The organism is Paenarthrobacter sp. CM16 (assembly GCF_013179505.1).
GTDB lineage: Bacteria > Actinomycetota > Actinomycetes > Actinomycetales > Micrococcaceae > Arthrobacter.
The window spans coordinates 1-16,339 of the sequence record NZ_JABMCX010000095.1 but is presented as its reverse complement, the minus strand read 5'-3'; the positions used below and the strand labels follow the sequence as shown (position 1 = coordinate 16,339).

18 protein-coding genes are annotated in these 16,339 nt (G+C 62.3%); 1 reads left to right on the top strand and 17 read right to left on the bottom strand.

Annotated features, from left to right (window positions below; all coding sequences use genetic code 11):
* The 5 genes from HP499_RS10455 to pyrR form a co-directional block, all read right to left on the bottom strand.
* Positions 1 to 243 (bottom strand): carbamoyl-phosphate synthase domain-containing protein (locus HP499_RS10455; protein ID WP_305849737.1); only part of this gene is annotated, 243 nt, incomplete at its 3' end.
* Positions 224 to 745 (bottom strand): hypothetical protein, encoded by a 522-nt coding sequence (locus HP499_RS10450; protein ID WP_172324011.1) that lies wholly within the window; start codon positions 743 to 745, stop codon positions 224 to 226. The genes HP499_RS10455 and HP499_RS10450, both read right to left, overlap by 20 nt.
* Positions 745 to 2,070 (bottom strand): dihydroorotase, encoded by a 1,326-nt coding sequence (locus HP499_RS10445; protein WP_172324010.1) that lies wholly within the window; start codon positions 2,068 to 2,070, stop codon positions 745 to 747. The genes HP499_RS10450 and HP499_RS10445 overlap by 1 nt, the downstream gene beginning before the upstream one ends.
* Positions 2,070 to 3,077 (bottom strand): aspartate carbamoyltransferase catalytic subunit, encoded by a 1,008-nt coding sequence (locus HP499_RS10440; protein ID WP_172324009.1) that lies wholly within the window; start codon positions 3,075 to 3,077, stop codon positions 2,070 to 2,072. Before HP499_RS10440 ends, HP499_RS10445 begins: the two co-directional genes overlap by 1 nt.
* Positions 3,074 to 3,658, bottom strand: a complete 585-nt coding sequence (gene pyrR, locus HP499_RS10435; protein ID WP_172324008.1) for a bifunctional pyr operon transcriptional regulator/uracil phosphoribosyltransferase PyrR — start codon at positions 3,656 to 3,658, stop codon at positions 3,074 to 3,076. Before pyrR ends, HP499_RS10440 begins: the two co-directional genes overlap by 4 nt.
* A gap of 156 nt (positions 3,659 to 3,814) precedes the next feature.
* Here pyrR and HP499_RS10430 point away from each other — a divergent pair, with 156 nt between their 5' ends.
* Positions 3,815 to 5,065, top strand: coding sequence for a PrsW family intramembrane metalloprotease (locus HP499_RS10430; RefSeq protein WP_216659909.1), 1,251 nt, complete (start codon positions 3,815 to 3,817; stop codon positions 5,063 to 5,065).
* A 69-nt stretch (positions 5,066 to 5,134) separates the two neighbouring features.
* Here HP499_RS10430 and nusB read toward each other — a convergent pair whose 3' ends face one another.
* The 12 genes from nusB to HP499_RS10370 all read right to left on the bottom strand — a co-directional run bounded on the left by nusB (position 5,135) and on the right by HP499_RS10370 (position 16,327).
* A complete protein-coding gene (nusB, locus tag HP499_RS10425) occupies positions 5,135 to 5,545 on the bottom strand; it encodes a transcription antitermination factor NusB (protein WP_172324006.1) in 411 nt (136 codons plus the stop codon).
* A complete protein-coding gene (gene efp, locus HP499_RS10420; protein WP_011774957.1) occupies positions 5,545 to 6,108 on the bottom strand; it encodes an elongation factor P in 564 nt (187 codons plus the stop codon). Before efp ends, nusB begins: the two co-directional genes overlap by 1 nt.
* Positions 6,109 to 6,260: 152 nt before the next feature.
* Positions 6,261 to 6,782 carry a lipopolysaccharide assembly protein LapB gene (locus HP499_RS10415; RefSeq protein WP_172324005.1) on the bottom strand — a complete coding sequence of 174 codons (522 nt, stop codon included), beginning with the start codon at positions 6,780 to 6,782 and terminating at the stop codon, positions 6,261 to 6,263.
* Positions 6,779 to 7,870, bottom strand: coding sequence for a 3-dehydroquinate synthase (gene aroB / locus HP499_RS10410; RefSeq protein WP_172324004.1), 1,092 nt, complete (start codon positions 7,868 to 7,870; stop codon positions 6,779 to 6,781). The genes HP499_RS10415 and aroB overlap by 4 nt, the downstream gene beginning before the upstream one ends.
* Positions 7,867 to 8,433 (bottom strand): shikimate kinase, encoded by a 567-nt coding sequence (locus HP499_RS10405; protein ID WP_375154249.1) that lies wholly within the window; start codon positions 8,431 to 8,433, stop codon positions 7,867 to 7,869. Before HP499_RS10405 ends, aroB begins: the two co-directional genes overlap by 4 nt.
* On the bottom strand, positions 8,433 to 9,632 hold the full coding sequence (gene aroC / locus HP499_RS10400; protein ID WP_172324003.1) for a chorismate synthase: 1,200 nt from the start codon (positions 9,630 to 9,632) through the stop codon (positions 8,433 to 8,435). Before aroC ends, HP499_RS10405 begins: the two co-directional genes overlap by 1 nt.
* A gap of 26 nt (positions 9,633 to 9,658) precedes the next feature.
* On the bottom strand, positions 9,659 to 10,513 hold the full coding sequence (locus HP499_RS10395) for a shikimate dehydrogenase (RefSeq protein ID WP_172324002.1): 855 nt from the start codon (positions 10,511 to 10,513) through the stop codon (positions 9,659 to 9,661).
* The gene (mltG, locus tag HP499_RS10390) at positions 10,510 to 12,285 is read right to left on the bottom strand and encodes an endolytic transglycosylase MltG (RefSeq protein ID WP_172324001.1); all 1,776 of its coding nucleotides are present in this window, start codon (positions 12,283 to 12,285) and stop codon (positions 10,510 to 10,512) included. The genes HP499_RS10395 and mltG overlap by 4 nt, the downstream gene beginning before the upstream one ends.
* The gene (gene ruvX / locus HP499_RS10385) at positions 12,282 to 12,872 is read right to left on the bottom strand and encodes a Holliday junction resolvase RuvX (protein ID WP_172324000.1); all 591 of its coding nucleotides are present in this window, start codon (positions 12,870 to 12,872) and stop codon (positions 12,282 to 12,284) included. The genes mltG and ruvX overlap by 4 nt, the downstream gene beginning before the upstream one ends.
* Before the next feature lie 2 nt (positions 12,873 to 12,874).
* Positions 12,875 to 15,553 carry an alanine--tRNA ligase gene (gene alaS / locus HP499_RS10380; protein WP_172323999.1) on the bottom strand — a complete coding sequence of 893 codons (2,679 nt, stop codon included), beginning with the start codon at positions 15,551 to 15,553 and terminating at the stop codon, positions 12,875 to 12,877.
* 114 nt (positions 15,554 to 15,667) lie between these two features.
* Positions 15,668 to 15,898, bottom strand: coding sequence for a hypothetical protein (locus HP499_RS10375; protein WP_172323998.1), 231 nt, complete (start codon positions 15,896 to 15,898; stop codon positions 15,668 to 15,670).
* Positions 15,899 to 15,952: 54 nt separating this feature from the next.
* Positions 15,953 to 16,327, bottom strand: a complete 375-nt coding sequence (locus HP499_RS10370; RefSeq protein WP_026540818.1) for a DUF948 domain-containing protein — start codon at positions 16,325 to 16,327, stop codon at positions 15,953 to 15,955.
* Positions 16,328 to 16,339: the final 12 nt, after the last annotated feature.

Below are 16,339 nucleotides of genomic sequence, written 5' to 3'. Positions count from 1 at the left end.
GGTGTTGCCGATGTGCGGCGCGGTCTGGACCACCAGCTGACGTGCGTAGGAGGGGTCGGTGATGGTCTCCTGGTAGCCGGTCATGCCGGTGGCGAAGACGGCCTCACCGAGAGCGGTTCCCTGGGCTCCGTAGCTGCGGCCGCGGAACATGCGGCCGTCTTCGAGCACAAGTACTGCTGCTGAGGGGGTGGGCGTGGTGGCTGCTTTACTATCCGTCACTTTATTACTTTCCACTATCGGCATCTGCCTGAGGGGCTGCGGAGATCAATTCTTGGAGGGCTTCGAGGAGGAGCTGTTTGTCGCTTGCGTGCCTGGAACGGAATCCGGTGTCGAGCTCCCTGGCGCCGAGCTTCCAGTTGATGACCAGGAGTCCGTCCTTTTCGACGAATTTCCCTGCCATTCCGGTGGCTTCACGACTGTCCAACAGGGCGGTGCGGGGAATGAACACCGGGGACGCACCGGGACGGTCGAACAGCACACCTTCTGCGTGGATGCTCAGTTCCGCGTTGGTCCGGATACCCAGGCCCTGCGCTGCGATGCGGTCAAGCCAGTCGCCCGCCGTGGTGGTGGCCACGTATTGGCCGTCCGCGACGACGCTGGCCGGGGTCAACTGCTCCGGCACCTCGGGAAGGCGCTCGATGTCGGCCTGTCGCCTCAGCCGGTTGCGCCATCCCAGCCAGATCATCACCAGGACGACGATGATCAACGGCACCGTGATTAGCACGGTCAGTGTTTGGTTGTCCATCAGTTGCTGCTGACCGCCGGGTACCTGTACGGCGTGTTAAGCCGGCCATCGAGCACGGTGGGGTGGCCCTTGAAGAACGTTGCCACCACTGATCCGGGCAGCTCCTTGCCCTTGAACGGTGAATTGCGGCCCATGGTTGCCATTTTATGGGGATCGACCGTCCAACGCGCAGCCGGGTCCACCAGGATGACATTGGCGGGTTCGCCAACCTCCAGCGGACGCCCCTGGTCAGCGAGGCGGCCGATCACAGCAGGCGTGAATGAGGTGACCCTGGCGAAGTCCGCCCAGGTCATGAGGCCGGTTTCGATCATGGTCTCCTGGACTACCGACAACGCGGTTTCCAAGCCGGTCATGCCCATTGCGGCCTGCGCCCACTCACATTCCTTGTGCTCGCTGGGGTGCGGGGCGTGGTCAGTTCCCACGACGTCGATGGTGCCATCGGCCAGGCCCTCGCGGAGAGCCTGCACGTCATCATCGGTACGAAGCGGCGGATTGACCTTGTAGACGGGATCGTAGCTGCGGACCAGTTCATCGGTCAGGAGCAGGTGGTGCGGGGTAACTTCGGCAGTGACGTTTATTCCCCGTGCCTTGGCCCAGCGCACGATTTCCACGGATCCAGCGGTGGAGACGTGGCAGACGTGGAGACGGGATCCCACATGCTGGGCCAGCAGGACGTCACGGGCGATGATGCTTTCCTCGGCAACGGCCGGCCAGCCGGTCAGTCCGAGTACGGCCGAGACTGTGCCCTCGTTCATCTGTGCCCCGGCGGTCAGGCGCGGTTCCTGCGCGTGCTGGGCCACCACGCCGTCGAACGCTTTCACGTATTCCAAGGCCCGCCGCATGAGGACGGGATCGTGGACGCAAATGCCGTCGTCGGAGAACATCCGGACCTGGGCACGGGAGTCCGCCATGGCGCCGAGCTCTGCGAGCTGCTCCCCGGCCAAGCCAACGGTCACTGCTCCGACGGGGCGCACATCCACCCACCCCGACGCGCGGCCCAGGCTGTGCACCTGCTCAACGACGCCTGCGGTGTCCGCAACGGGATTGCTGTTGGCCATGGCATGGACAGCAGTGAAGCCACCCAAAGCAGCAGCCCGGGTGCCGGTTTCCACTGTCTCGGCGTCTTCGCGGCCGGGTTCGCGCAAGTGGGTGTGGACATCCACCATGCCGGGCAGGGCAATGAGGCCCTTGGCGTCAATGACAGTTGCGCCGTCAGTTGAGAGGTCCTTGCCGCGTGCTTCGATGACGCCGTCACGGATCAAAAGGTCTTCAGCTTCGCCGCCCAGGATGGCAGCCCCACGAATCAGGTAGGTGTTCTCGGCCATCAGTTGGTCTCCTTGCTGGACTGGCTTATGTTCGAGGCCGCTTCGCGGGAGTCCCCGGAGAGCAGCAGGTAAAGGGCGGCCATACGGACCGAAACACCGTTACGCACCTGTGCGAGCACGGTGGAACGCGGCGAATCGGCGGCGGCCGAGGAAATCTCCAGTCCCCGGTTCATGGGGCCGGGGTGCATGATGATGGTGTCTTTCATGCCCAGTTCATCCAGGGTGCGGAGCCTGGCGTCGTCGAAGCCCCAGCGCCGCGAGTACTCGCGGGTTGAGGGGAAGAACGAGGCGTTCATGCGCTCACCTTGGACACGCAGCATCATCATGGCGTCGATGCCCGCTTCCAGCGTCCGGTCAAGGTCGTAGCTGACCTCGCAGGGCCAATGCTCGACGCCGATCGGCAGCAACGTGGGTGGCGCCACCAAAGTAACCTCGGCGCCCAGGGTCTTCAGGAGCCATACGTTGGACCGGGCTACACGGGAATGCAGGACATCCCCCGCGATCGCTACACGCATACCTTTGAGATCGGCACCGGTGGACTCGATGCCGTTAACCTTGGACCAGTGCCGGCGCATGGTGAAAGCGTCCAGGAGCGCCTGTGTTGGATGCTCATGGGTGCCGTCTCCTGCATTGATGACGGCGGCATCGATCCAGTCCGTGGCAGCAAGCCGGTGCGGGGCGCCGGACGCCCAGTGGCGGATGACCACTGCATCCGCGCCCATTGCCGCCAGTGTCTGCGCAGTGTCCTTCAGGGATTCGCCCTTGGACACCGAGGATCCCTTGGCGGCGAAGTTGATCACATCGGCTGAAAGGCGCTTGGCCGCGGCCTCAAAGGAAATACGGGTGCGGGTGGAGTCCTCGAAGAAGAGGTTCACCACGGTACGGCCACGCAGTGCAGGCAGTTTCTTCACTTCACGCTCGCCCACGGCGGACATCTCTTCAGCCGTGTCCAGGACGCGGATGGCATCGAAGGCGCTCAGGTTTTCGGTGGAAAGAAGGTGCTTCATTGACCGGCCTCGATGACTACTTCGTTGACAGGAACACCGTCAACGAGGTCGATCTCCTCGAGGTGGACGCGGACTTTTTCCGACGAAGAGGTTGGGAGATTTTTCCCCACGTGATCTGCGCGGATGGGGAGCTCACGGTGGCCCCTGTCCACCAGCACGGCCAATCGGACAATCCGCGGACGGCCAAGGTCCACCAGGGCATCAAGTGCCGCGCGGATGGTGCGGCCCGAGTACAGGACGTCGTCAATCAGGACAACCACTTTGTTGTCGATCCCTGACAACGGCAGGCGCGTGTGGCGTGGGGGCCGGGTGGGCTGGTGGGAGAGGTCGTCACGGAACATGGTGACATCAAGTTGGCCCACCATGGCTTCGGCGTTGACCGAGGGATCGGCAGCTGCGATCTTGTGGGCGAGCCGAACGGCCAGTGGATAGCCGCGGCTGGGAATACCCAGGAGAACCAAGTCCTGCGAGCCTTTGTTGGCTTCGAGGATCTCGTGGGCGATACGAGTGAGCGCACGATCAATGTCCGCCTGGTTGAGGACAACCCGCGACGGCACGTGCGATGAAGTGACTTCAGTCATTCGCTCGTCTCCCCTTTCCCCGCCTCACGGGACGGAATTAAAAAAGGAATATTTGCTTTTCCAAGCTACCACAGAGGCCATCTGTCGCCTCACCGGAGAACGACCAGGCTAGTGAGTTTAAGCTCACACTGCACGCTGTGGAATAGGCTCTTGCCCATGACCATGAACCACCACGGGCAACCCGGCGGACAGCCATATCCACGGCCGTACCTGGAACCTGGCGCCAACCCTACCTGGATCGGACGGGTGCAGCCAGGCAATTACCAGCCCGCTCCAGGCAATCCGATGACCCTCCCGCGGCAAACCTGGGCCCACCCGCCTGCACCGCGAAGCCGGCGGTCCCTGGGCACGCTGCCCCTGCTGATTGTTGGAGGCGTACTTGCCCTTGCAAGCCTGATGCTGGTGCTCCCCTTCCTGTTGGGTAACACGGGCGTGACAGGGTTTGTGATCGGCTTCATTGCCTCATTGATTCCGTTGTCGGTGGTTCTGCTGACGGTGCGCCTGATTGACCGCTGGGAGCCGGAGCCAAAGAGGCTTCTCTGGTTCGCCTTCACCTGGGGCGCTGCTGTGTCGATTGCCGGGACCCTGCTCATCCAACCGCTCTTCGCCCTTGCCGCGCCCACCAGCAGCGAAGAAGCCTTCACCTATTTCATGGCAACGGTCCAGGCACCCATCGTGGAGGAATTTACCAAGTCACTGGGTTTGCTGGTGTTGATCCTGGCCGCACGAAAGTATTTTGACGGTCCGGTGGACGGCGTGGTGTTCGCCTTCACCATTGCCGCTGGGTTCGCCTTCACGGAGAACATCCTGTACTTCGGACGCGAAATTGCCTCCTCCACCGACCCCGGGACAGACCTTGTCCGTATCTTCATCCTCCGCGGCGTTATGTCGCCCTTCGCCCACGCCGTGTTCACGGGCACCACGGGCCTGATCATGGGGTTCGCTGCCCGGCGGTGGCACACCGGCTATGCCGTCCTGGCGTTCTTCATCGGCTTGTTGCCTGCCATGTTCCTGCATAACCGCTGGAACAGCATGGGCCAGAACTTCTTGCTGGAGTACTTCGTGGTGCAGGTGCCGATTTTCCTGGTTGCCGCCGTCGGCATCATTCTCCTCCGGCTCGCGGAGGGAAAGCTCACCCGCCAACGGCTCCTTGAGTATGCGCGCGCGGGCTGGTTTACTCCAGCTGAAGTGGAGATGCTGGCCACGTCCCGGGGCAGGCGGCAAGCGGTCCGCTGGGCTTCCTCGCGGGGGCGGGGCCGGCAGATGAAGTCCTTCATCAAGGGGGCCACGGCATTGGCGTTCACCCGGCAACGGATACTCAGCGGCCGCGACGTCCACCTTCACCAGCAGGACGAACTTGACCATCTGCGCAGCATCCCGGGCCTACGGGCCGCAGTTCTTCAGTAAGGGCAAAAAAGGACCCGCTTTCACAGTTTCCTGTGAAGCGGGTCCTTTGCCTTCAGGTCAGGCATACACCTATGCCAGAAGTGACGGCTTGAGCTTCTGGAGCCGGCCCAGGAGTCCATTGATGAACGCCGGGGACTCGTCCGTGGACATCGTCTTGGCCAGGGCCACGGCTTCGCTGACGGCTACGCCGTCCGGAACTTCGTCATTGTAGAGGAGCTCCCAGGCGCCGATCCGAAGAATGATGCGATCAACCGAGGGCATCCGCTCCAGCGTCCAGCCCTGGGCGTACGTCTCCAGGAACTCGTCGATGGTCGCCTGCATCGAGACAACGCCTTCAACGATTTCCACCGTGTAAGGGTTGATGATCAGGTCGGTCTTCTCCCGGCGCGCCGTCATGGCGTCGAAAGCCGAAACGGAGCGCTGCTCTGCCTCGAAAAGTACTTCAAGTGCCCTGCTACGGGCTTTACCGCGGGCGCTCACTAGTCGTTGACCCGGCCCAGGTAGCTGCCATCGCGGGTATCGACCTTGACCTTGGTGCCCTGCTCAACGAACAGCGGAACCTGGATCTCATAGCCGGTTTCAACGGTGGCCGGCTTGGTGCCGGCGGAGGAGCGGTCGCCCTGAAGGCCCGGCTCAGTGTAGGTGATTTCGAGGACAACGCTCGGGGGCAGTTCAATGTACAGCGGGGTGCCCTCGTGGATGGCAATGTTGACCATCTGGTTTTCGAGCATGAAGTTGGTGGCATCGCCTACAGTGGCACCGGACACGGTGATTTGGTCGTAGTCCTGGGTGTCCATGAAGACGAAGTCTTCGCCGTCCTGGTACAGGTACTGGTAATCGCGGCGGTCAACCGTAGCGGTTTCGATCTTGAGGCCGGCGTTGAAGGTCTTATCGACCACCTTGCCGGACATGACGTTGCGCATCTTGGTGCGGACAAAGGCGCCGCCCTTGCCAGGCTTGACGTGCTGGAACTCGATGATGTTCCAGAGCTGGCCCTCGAGCTTCAGTACGGTCCCGTTCTTGATGTCGTTTGTGGTTGCCACTCGTATCCTCTGGTTATCGCACTGGTTCTAGCTGCCAGCTATCTATGCCAAGCAGGCGTGCCAATCGGCCCGCCAGCGCGTATTTATCAAAAATCCAAGAACCATTCTACCGGCAAATCCCTCGAAGGCTTGCGGCGGTGTTTCCAAGAGGTTCAAGAAGCGAGTTCCAGCACATTCCGCGCCCTCTGGAGGGCGACCGCGGAGGAATAGATCAGGGAAGCATCAGCGGCCATGGCAACCCGAAGGTCCAACGCCTTGGCGAACTCTTCGGATGCAGCCAAAGCGTTGCCGCTGACGAAGTATGCCCGGCCCAGATACTGGCGGACGATCGCTTCCTTCGGGCTGCCCTGGACATCCTGCAAAAGGTGGCGGAACAACTGTATGGCGCGGTCAAGCCTGTTGGTGGCCCGGTGGACTTCGGCTTCGAAAATCCTCAGCCGGAACGACTCAGGATCCTTATAGCGGGCCTCAGCCAACAGCTCGGCTGCCTCATTGGGGTGGTTTTCGAGCAGCAAGGCCATGATGCGGTCTGCGGGGTCGTCGGAAGCGGCAAGAGCCGTCTCCATGACGTCCTCGTTGACAATCACCGGCAGCAGGGTATCCGGATTAGTCCTGACACCCGGGAACCCGGCAGTTGGCCAATCACTGACGCCTTCACGCACAGCCACACTCATGATGCGATTTCCTGATAGGCAGCAAACAGCAGGGAGGTATCGGGAACGTCCAGGATGCCCGGCTTGGCCGCTCCGTCAAGGACAACAAAGCGCAAAAGGTCGCCACGGGACTTCTTGTCACGGCGCATGCCATCGAGCAAACCCTGCCACCGGTCACGGCGGTAAGTGATCGGCAATCCGAGGCTTTCCAGGATGGTTCGGTGCCGATCCGCGTCGACATCCGACAACCGTCCTACGCTCCGGGACAACTCCGCCGCGAACATCATGCCCACTGAGACAGCGGCACCATGGCGCCACGAGTAGCGCTCCACCAGTTCAATGGCATGACCGAGAGTGTGTCCATAATTCAGGATTTCGCGAAGTCCGGATTCCTTGAGGTCCTGCGAAACGACATCCGCCTTGACCGTGATGGCCCGCTCAATGAGTTCGCGGACAACGTCAGAGGCCGGGTCCATCACAGCGTCAGTGTTCTTCTCGATCAGGTCCAGGATGGCGGGATCGGCAATGAACCCGCACTTGATGACCTCAGCCATACCGGAAATAAGCTCGTTCTTGGGCAGCGTCTGAAGGGTGTCCAAGTCTGCCAAAACAGCAGCCGGCGGGTGGAAGGATCCCACGAGGTTCTTGCCCTCGGCAGTATTGATGCCGGTCTTTCCGCCCACAGAGGCGTCCACCATGCCCAAAAGGCTCGTGGGCATGTGAATGACCTTCACGCCACGAAGCCAGGTGGCCGCCACGAAACCTGCAAGGTCAGTCACTGCGCCGCCCCCGACCGCCACAATGGCGTCAGAGCGGGTGAAATCATTCTGGCCCAGGACTTGCCAGCAGAAAGCGGCAACCTGGATGTGCTTGCCTTCTTCCGCATCCGGAATTTCGGCCGTCAGGGCGGTGAAACCAGCTGTTTCCAGCTCATCGCGAACGGTATCGCCCGTCAGGCGAAGGGCCCGGGGATGAATGACAAGCACACGTCGGACCCGTTCCCCCAGCTTTTCGGGAAGGGTGGACAACAGGCCGCGCCCCACTACGACGTCGTAGTTTTCGTGGGCGGATTGGCCGGTCACCTTGATGACAGTTGCTTCGTTACTCACTTTTCAACTTCCTCTTTCAAGGCTGCATGCTGGCGCAGCCGCTCCTCCAACTGGAGGCCGATTTCAGCCACGGATCCCGTTCGGACGTCCATGACGATGTTTGCGAGGCGTTCGTAGACCGGACGCCTTGTGGCAAACAGTGCTTCCCACCGCGTCATTGCATCACCTTTCAGCAATGGCCGGCCCGTGTTCCGCGCAATCCTGTCAGCTACAGTCTCCGCGTCACACTCGAGATAAACCACGGTGCACTCCCCCAGCAGCTGCTGGGTTCCGGAGTCCAGGACCGCTCCCCCGCCCAGGGAAATAATGGCGGGTTGGACCTTGGCGTTCTCAATGGACTTCGCCACTGCACGGGCCTCAATCTCACGGAAGGCATGCTCTCCGCGTCCGGCGAAAATATCCGCGATACTGCCGTGGGCAGCCGCCACCACGGCGTCGGTGTCCACGAACGGCAGACCGAGTTGCAGCGCCAACTGCTGGCCGATGGCGGATTTGCCAACAGCCATGGGCCCCACCAGAACAACGGGACGGCCGGGAAGGCCATCCAGGATGACGCGGACCACTACCGGCCGACCGAGTCCAAGGTGGCCGGGATGTTGTCAAGGTAGCTCTGCAGGTTTCGCTGGGTTTCGGCGACGGAGTCGCCACCGAATTTCTCGGCGACGGCTTCAGCCAGGACCAGTGCAACCATTGCTTCAGCGACAACACCGGCCGCGGGCACCGCACAAACGTCCGACCGCTGGTGGTGGGCCTTGGCAGGCTCACCGGTGCTGACATCAATGGTCCGCAGGGCGCGCGGCACCGTGGCAATCGGCTTCATGGCCGCTCGGACGCGGAGGACTTCGCCGATGCTCATTCCGCCTTCAATGCCACCGGCCCGGTTGGTCTGACGAACGATCTTGCCGTTCCCGTCCTTGAGGATCTCGTCATGGGCAGCTGATCCACGGCGGGCCGCGGTCAGGAAGCCGTCACCAACTTCCACGCCCTTGATGGCCTGGATGCCCATCAGCGCGGCTGCGAGACGAGAATCAAGGCGGCGGTCCCAGTGCACGTAGCTGCCCAGACCAGGCGGAAGTCCGTAGGCCAGTACCTCGACGACACCGCCGAGGGTTTCGCCTTCCTTGTGAGCTGCGTCCACCTCAGCGACCATGGCGTCCGAGGTCTCACGATCAAAGCAGCGCAGGGGGTCGGCGTCGAGCGCCAGGACATCCTGCGGCAAGGGCAAGGGACGGCCCTCGGGAACAGTCACGCTGGCTATGGAAACCGTGTGGCTCACCAGCTCCACGCCCAACTGCTTGAGGAACTGTGCCGCGACGGTTCCAAGGGCCACGCGCGTGGCGGTCTCCCGGGCACTGGCGCGCTCAAGGACCGGACGTGCTTCATCGAAGCCGTACTTCTGCATGCCGGTGAAATCTGCGTGCCCAGGACGCGGCCGGGTCAAAGGTGCGTTGCGGGCTTGGTCGGCAAGGACCTCGGGATCCACGGGGTCGGCAGACATGATCTGCTCCCACTTTGGCCACTCAGTGTTACCCACCTGGATGGCCACAGGCCCACCCTGGGTCAGGCCGTGCCGCACGCCACCCATGATGGTGACCTCGTCCTGCTCGAACTTCATGCGGGCACCACGTCCATAGCCAAGCCGACGACGCGCCAGGGCATCGCGGATCTGCGCGCTGGTGAGCTCAACACCGGCGGGCACGCCTTCAATAATTCCGATCAGGGCCGGACCATGGGATTCACCGGCAGTCAACCAACGCAACATATAACCAATCCTGCCATGTAAGGCTTCTAGAACACTCGCCGGGGAAGCCCGACTGAGTCGCACATCACATCTATGACGGCGGCGTCCACGTCACAACCGCTGAAGCGCCTGATCTGCTCGGCCGCCTGGTACATCAGCATCTCAAGCCCGGGAACCACAGCCCCTCCGTGGCCCTGCCACACCTCGGCGAGCCGACTCGGCCAAGGATCGTAGGCAACGTCCAACAGGACGCCGGCCCCTGTTCCCGGCAATCCTGCAAGCTCGTCCGCCAAGGCATCTGCTGCCCGCGGTGGAAAGGTGGAGATAACCAGGTCAGTACCTGCCACAGCGGCGGCCGCTTCGGCCAGCGGCCGGACGCTGAGGGAAATCCCGACGGCGGCAGCGGCGGCTTCCGCGTCCCCGGCGCGCCCTGCGTCCCGTACAAAGACGTCCACGTGGCGTCCACCGAGTTCTTTGACCGCTGCGACGGCAGCAGCCGAAGTACCCCCGCCACCGAGGATGGCGGCATGGGGCGTGGAGGCGACCCCTGCATACCGGACCGCTTCAACAATCCCGGCAACATCGGTGTTGTACCCCACGAGGCGGGCCGATCCGGCGTCGTGCTCGAAAACCACCGTGTTGATGACACCCAGGTGGGCACCCGCTCCGCGGACTTCGTCGACTTCCTTCACCATGGCCGATTTCAGCGGCATGGTGACCGAAAGTCCGCACCACGAGTCGTCTCCGCGGAGCGAAGCCATGAAGGGTGGAAGCCCCTCTACCGTGACGTCGATTGCCGAGTATTCAATGTCCGCGCCGAGCTTGGCGTACGCCGCAGTGTGCAAGGCCGGGGACTTCGAATGCGAGATGGGGTGCCCCAGTACTGCGGCACGACGACTCACACACACCGTCCCGGGTTGGCCTGGCACCATGCGTTGTACTGCTCAACGTAAGTGTTGTGTTCGGCCAGCGTCTTGGAGAACTTGGTTTCCTTGCTGTCCAGGTTGATGGTGACCCAGTACATGTAGTCGTTCTGCGTCGGCTTGGCCGCTGCATCGATGGCGGTCTTGCCTGGTGAGCCGATGGGTCCGGCAGGCAGCCCTACATTGGCGTACGTGTTGTACGTGTTGGACTTGTCCGCCTTCTCTTCCTCAGTGAGGTGGAAGGATTTCTTGCCAAGTCCGTACGTCACGGTGGCATCTGACTGGATCAGGCCACTGGTCTCCACATTGTTTGGCTTGAGCCTGTTGTAGATGGCACCGGCCACGTTGCCATAGTCAGCCTGCCCGCCTTCAGCCTGGACAATGCTGGCGATGGTCACAGTGTCATACTGCTTTGCCGGTTCAGTGATTCCCTGGGACTTGAGTTCGTCCAATGTGGTGGTGACCAACTTCTGGACGATGTCCTTGGCGGGCGTGCCCAACGGAAAGCGGTACTCCCCAGGTGCCAGGAAGCCCTCGAGGTTCTTGGCCTTGGAGGGAACGCCGAACTGTGCCGGAGCCTGGTTCAACGCGTTGAGTTCCTGCAGGGAAATACCCGAACCCTTGGAAATGGCTTCGAGCGATTCGTTGATCCGGAGGCCGGCACTCAGTGCAAAATACATGACCTTCGATGAGTCCTTGTTGACCAGGACGTCTACTGCGTCGGAGTTCTTCATCTCGGTCCTGAAGGTGAACTCGCCCGGGGACAATTCACCGCCGTCGTTGAGGAATTCCTTGACGAAGGCATCGGCATCGGCCACCACCTTGTTCTCGACAAGCGCGACAGCCACAGCCTTAGGCCCGGAGCCCTCGGGCACGGTGATATTGACTGACCCGGACCCCGGCCCCGGATAGTCCGTCACCTTGTCCATGCCCAACAGCGGCTTAAGGAATTGTGCCCCAATGGCGATGGCGGCCACGAACACTCCCAGCGTGATCAGCAGTGCAAGGACGCGACGACGACGCCGCGCCTTCTTGGCCGCGGCCTTGGCTGAAGCTGTTTGCTCGAGCGGTGCGATGAGGTCGTGGGGGTGCTCATCATGGTGAAGCTCATCATGATGAAGCTCCTCGCCATGGTGCTCCTCGATGTGGTGTTCATCGTGATGGTACCCGTCGTGGTGAAGCTCATCGGCGTGGTGAAGCTCGCCGGCATGGTGCTCATCACCGGGGTGCACCTCATGGAGATCGGCATGGCCCCCGAGTTCTCCGTGGGCCGCTGCGCCGTCCTCCTGAGTCCGGACGTTCTCAGGTTCAACAGCTTGCTCGGGTTCAGCAACGTGCTGCTGATCACCAGCATGCTCCGGTTCAACAGCGCTCGTCTCCCCCGGTGTTTTAGCGGGCGAACCCTCACTGACCGGCTGGTCAGCCGGAATCGGCTTGGCAGAGACAGGTTGTGCGGCGGGAATGGGAGGAGTCGCCGGTTTTGCTGCAGGAACGGGTGGAGCAGCCGGAGCAGCCGGAGCAGCCGAAACAGGCGGCGTTACTGGTGCGGGGGTCACTGCGGGGACAGGACGTGGCAGTTCCGGCTCGCCGTCAGTGGACTCAGCGGCCTCTCCCGGTGTCGCTTCGGGAACGGGTACGACGTTGTGGTTCTGCGTGGCGAGGAATCGTTCCCGCGCCCGCAGCTCTTTGCGGGTCAGCGGCATGCCGCCGCCGGCGGTACCGCTGGAGGGGTCGTTGTTGACCGGGCTCACAGTTGCAGTCCCCTCGTAGAAGAATCGGGTTCACTGCCGGAGGCAGCCTGCAGCGTTGGGGCACTGCCGGGCTTCTCGGATTGCGTCGGCGCCTGTACGCGGCGGCCAACGTCCGTTCCTCTGGCTTTTTGCATATCGATTGCGTGCTGCAGTATTCCAGCAGCGGCAACCTGATCAACCACTTTACGGTGGTTCTTGCTGCTCATGCCAGCTTCGTGCAGGTTGCGGTGTGCCGTAACGGTTGAAAGCCGCTCATCGACAAGGCTCACCGGGATGTCCAAACCTGTCCGCAGCAGCTCGCTGGCTAGGAGTTCGGCGTACGCGGTGGCCATATCAGCAGACGCCCGTTCTTCACCCTTCATGGTGCGGGGAAGGCCCACAAAGATCTGCACGGCGGGCAGTTCCGCGGCGTGTTTGACCACCACGCGGACGTCCGAGTTTTTCTTGGCGTCCCGTGCAACTGTCTTGAACGGTGTAGCCAATATTCCGTCGGGATCGCAGATGGCCACGCCCACTCGGACGGTACCGACGTCTACCCCCAGCTTGATGCCCCGGGGGTAGACGCCGCCGCTAGTACTTTCAGCCACCGTCAGCGCTTGGCTATCGCATCCACCACCGCTGTGAGGGCCTCAGAGACCTTCCCAGCGTCGGCGCCGCCGCCTTGGGCGACGTCATCCTTGCCGCCTCCGCCACCGCCAAGAATGCCGGCAGCCAGGCGAACCAGGGCACCGGCCTTCACTCCGGCTTCGCGGGCGGCCTCATTAGTGGCAATAAGGATCACCGGGCGATCATTACTGACACCGGCTACGGCCACTGTGGCTGCTTCCGAACCGAGACGGCTGCGGAGGTCCAACGCAAGGTTCCGGAGATCGTCCGCTCCGCCAACCTGACCGGCGTCGTGGGCTACAACCCGCACTCCTGCAGCGTCCTTGGCGGTCCCCACCAGGTTGGCGGCCGCAGCGGCCAACTGCTCCTTGCGGAGGCGGTCGAGTTCCTTCTCCGTGGCCTTCAACTTGCTCAGCGTGCTGGAGATGCGGTCCGCGAGTTGCCCGGAGGGGACCTTAAGCAGCTCGGTGAGCTCCGTTACCAAAGCGCGTTCAGCGGCCAAGTGACGGAAGGCGTCCAGGCCAACGAAGGCCTCCACGCGACGGTTTCCGGAGCCAACGGACTGTTCGCCCAGCAGCGAAAGGCTGCCGATGAGGGAGGTGTTGGACACGTGCGTGCCACCACACAGCTCCCGGGACCAGGCGCCGTCGATCTCCACCACTCGTACTTCGCTGCCGTAATTCTCGCCGAACAGTGCCATGGCACCCAACGCCTTGGCTTCAGCGAGGCCCATGACCTTGGTGTCCACCCGGAAATTGTTCCGGATGGCGATGTTGGAAACCTCTTCGATTTCTGACCGCGTTGCAGGGCTCAAGCCCTCTCCCCAGGCAAAGTCGAAGCGCAGGTATCCGGCTTTATTGTAAGAACCGCGCTGGGTAGCTTCAGGGCCCAGGATCTGGTGCAGGGCGGCATGGACGATGTGCGTGCCGGTGTGGGCCTGCTCCGCTGCGTGGCGGCGTTCACGGTCGACGGCGGCGCGAACCAAGGCATCCGAGGCAATCTCGCCTTCGCGGACAATCGCTTTGTGCACGCTCAAGCCCTTGATGGGCCGCTGGACGTCCAGCACCTCCACCACGAAGCCATCGCCGGTAATGAGGCCGGTGTCAGCGGACTGTCCGCCGGCTTCGGCGTAGAACGGGGTTTCGTTGAGGACCAACTCGATCTCATCGCCGGTGGAGGCGTGCGCAACCGGCCGCCCGCCGCTGACGATTCCACGGACGGTGGATTCGCCCTCAAGTTCGTCGTAGCCAGTGAAGACGGTCTCGCCCTTGCCCAGGAGCTCCTGGTATGCGCTGAGATCGGCATGGCCGCCCTTTTTGCCCTTGGCATCAGCCTGTGCACGCTGACGCTGCTCGAGCATGAGTGCACGGAAACCTGCCTCGTCCACCTTGAGCCCGGCCTCCTCAGCCATTTCCAGCGTCAGGTCGATCGGGAAGCCATAGGTGTCATGCAGGGCGAAGGCGTCGGCACCGGAGAGCGGAACACCGGCAGCCTTCGATTCGGTCACGGCATCCTCAAGGCGGGCGGTGCCCGAAGCAATGGTCCGCAGGAATGCCTTTTCTTCGGCGTAGGCAATCCGGCTGATCCTGGCAAAATCTGTCTCCACTACGGGGTAGACGCCCTTCATGGCGTCGCGCGAAGCAGGGAGCAAGTCAGGAAGGCAGGCCTTTTCGACGCCGAGCAGGCGCATGGCACGAACGGCGCGGCGAATGAGGCGGCGCAGAACGTAGCCACGGCCTTCATTGGAGGGCGAAACGCCATCAGCGATCAGCATCAGGGCCGAACGGATGTGATCACCAACGACGCGCATGCGGACATCGTCGGTATGGTGCGGGTCTTGCGGCGATTCAGCAGAGGTGTACTCGCGGCCTGACAGTTCAGCGGCTTTGTCGATGACCGGGCGGACCTGGTCGGTTTCGTACATGTTCTCGACGCCTTGGAGGATCATTGCAAGGCGTTCCATGCCCAGGCCGGTGTCGATGTTCTTCTGCGGGAGTTCGCCGACGATGTCGAAGTCAACCTTGGAGCGGACATTCTCGATCTGGTACTGCATGAACACAAGGTTCCAGATCTCGATGTAGCGGGTCTCATCGGCCAGCGGGCCGCCTTCAATGCCGTAGGCGGGGCCTCGGTCATAGTAGATCTCCGAGCAGGGCCCTGCCGGTCCGGGCTGGCCCGTGGACCAGTAGTTATCGGCCTTACCCATGCGCTGGATGCGCTCAGCGGGAATGCCGGTGTTCTTGAGCCACAGCTCCTTGGCTTCGTCGTCTTCTTCGTAGACGGTCACCCACAGGCGCTCAGCAGGCAGTCCGTAGCCGCCGTCCTCGACGCTCGTGGTGAGCAGCTCGAAGGCGAACTTGATGGCGTCCTCTTTGAAGTAGTCGCCAAAGGAGAAGTTGCCGCACATCTGGAAGAACGTGCCATGGCGGGCCGTCTTTCCCACTTCCTCGATGTCCCCGGTGCGGATGCACTTTTGCACGCTCGTGGCGCGGCTGTACGGGGGCTCTTCGCGGGCAGTCAGGTATGGAATAAACGGCACCATTCCGGCCACGGTGAAGAGAAGGGACGGGTCGCTGGAAACGAGCGACGCGGAGGGAACGGCGGTGTGGCCCTTACTGACAAAAAAGTCCACCCAGCGCTTGGTGATCTCCTGCGACTTCATTAGCTGATTACTTACCCTTCTCAATTCACTGCACGTAAGGTGCGCGGTACCGGCTGGTGCCGTTCCGCAGTTTTCCATTCTGCCCTGTTGCGGGCGCGGGAGCGAACCGCTCCGCTAGCGGCGGCCCGCTCCGGCCTCGTCAATGCCCAAGGCCGCCCGAAGGTCTTCTTCCCGCTGGTGCATGCCGGTCCGGACCGCATCGGCGAAATCGAACAAGCCGTCAGCCATCCGGCCGACGGCTCGGTTCAGGCCCTCGGGACCAATGTTCGCCTGGGCCTCGGTGACCTTACGGAAGGCAATGACGCCGATGGCGACGCCTATGCCCATCCACACAATTCTTTTCATGAGGTTTTGGTCTCCCTATAGTTTTGCGGCTGCCTGCTTCAGCAACACATCAGATCAGCGGCTGCGGCGGCCGGAGGAAGGGGCTCGTCGTCCGGCGAATGCCGAGCGTACGCCGTAGCTGAACGCTGCCACCTTGATCAGGGGCGAACCCACCGTGGCAGCTACAAGCGATGACAACGCGGAGATGTTGGCTGAGGCATCGGAGACGTTGGAGGCGATGCCGTCAACCTTCTTCAGCTGCTGGTTGGTGGTGGAAACCGTAGCGGTTACTTCATCCATCAAGGGTGTGGCGCCGTCGCTAATGGACCGGATGGAGGTGCGTACCTCGTCAAAAACGCCACCAAGCTTCAAGATAGGCACAGCCAACAACAACACAAGGAGCGCGAAGACTCCTGCTGCGATGAGGCCGGCGATGTCGCCACCAGACATAGAACTCTTCTC